The sequence below is a fragment of the Arthrobacter sp. efr-133-R2A-120 genome (genome assembly GCF_030209835.1).
Classification (GTDB): domain Bacteria; phylum Actinomycetota; class Actinomycetes; order Actinomycetales; family Micrococcaceae; genus Arthrobacter.
This window is the reverse complement of sequence record NZ_JARVRF010000051.1, coordinates 1-1,393: the sequence shown is the minus strand read 5'-3', so window position 1 is coordinate 1,393 and position 1,393 is coordinate 1. Positions and strand designations below refer to the sequence as shown.

Here is a 1,393-nt window from a genome sequence, read left to right as displayed (position 1 = left end):
GCGTCGGCGATCAGCGCCTCGGCGATGATGTCCGCAACTTCACGGAACGCCGCTTCACCGAAACCGCGCGTGGCCAGTGCCGGGGTGCCGATCCGCAGGCCGGAGGTCACCATCGGCGGGCGCGGGTCGAACGGAACCGCGTTGCGGTTGACGGTGATGTCGATCGCCGCGAGGCGGTCCTCGGCCTGCTGGCCGTCGAGCTCGCAGTCGCGCAGGTCCACGAGCACCAGGTGCACGTCGGTGCCGCCGGAAATCACGGAGATCCCCCTGGCCGTGACGTCGGGCTGGACGAGGCGCTCGGCCAGGATCCGGGCACCGGCCAGGACGCGCTCCTGGCGTTCCTTGAACTCTTCCGAACCGGCGATCTTGAAGGCCACGGCCTTGCCGGCGATCACGTGCTCCAGCGGGCCGCCCTGCTGGCCCGGGAAGACCGCGGAGTTGATCTTCTTGGCGATGTCGGCGTCGTTGCTCAGGATGATGCCGCCGCGCGGACCGGCGAGGGTCTTGTGCGTCGTGGACGTCGTGACGTGCGCGTGCGGGACCGGGGACGGGTGCAGGCCGGCGGCCACGAGGCCGGCGAAGTGCGCCATGTCCACCATGAGGTACGCGCCCACAAGGTCGGCGATGCGGCGGAACCCGGCGAAGTCCAGCTGCCGCGCATAGGCGGACCAGCCGGCCACGATCAGCGCCGGCTTGTGCTCCAGGGCCAGGCGCTCCACCTCGGCCATGTCGATCCGGTGGTCCTCTTCGCGGACCTGGTACGGGATGACGTTGTACAGGCGGCCGGAGAAGTTGATCCGCATGCCGTGGGTCAGGTGCCCGCCGTGGGCCAGGTTCAGGCCCATGATCGTGTCGCCGGGCTTGATGAGGGCGTGCATCACCGAAGCGTTGGCCTGGGCACCGGAGTGCGGCTGCACGTTCGCGTACCCGGCACCGAACAGGGCCTTCACGCGGTCGATCGCGAGCTGCTCGATGACGTCCACATGCTCGCAGCCGCCGTAGTAGCGCTTGCCCGGGTAGCCCTCGGCATACTTGTTGGTCAGCACCGAGCCCTGGGCCTGCATCACGGCCACGGCGGTGTGGTTCTCGGACGCGATCATTTCCAGGCCCGAACGCTGGCGGTTCAGCTCGTCGTCGATCTTCGCCGCGATCTCCGGATCCAGCTCGGACAACACGGCGTCCAGGGACGGCGAAACGACCTGCTCAATGACGGTTGCGGCGCTCACAGCTCGCCACCGTTCTTGGAAGCGTATTCCTCCGCGGAAAGCAGCGGACCGTCGGACTCGGCGGCCACCTTGAAGAGCCAGCCCGCACCGTACGGATCGTTGTTGATCAGCGCAGGATCCTCCACGACGGCGGAGTTCACTTCCGTAACCTCGCCCGTCACCGGGGA

The 1,393-nt window shown here is 68.3% G+C and carries 2 protein-coding genes; both read right to left on the bottom strand.

The window, feature by feature from the left end; translation table 11 throughout:
• Positions 1-1,226: serine hydroxymethyltransferase (gene glyA / locus QRN52_RS20095; RefSeq protein WP_284755292.1), on the bottom strand; the 1,226-nt coding region annotated here is incomplete at its 3' end.
• Positions 1,223-1,393: glycine cleavage system protein H (locus QRN52_RS20090; RefSeq protein ID WP_502869737.1), on the bottom strand; the 171-nt coding region annotated here is incomplete at its 5' end. The genes QRN52_RS20090 and glyA, both read right to left, overlap by 4 nt.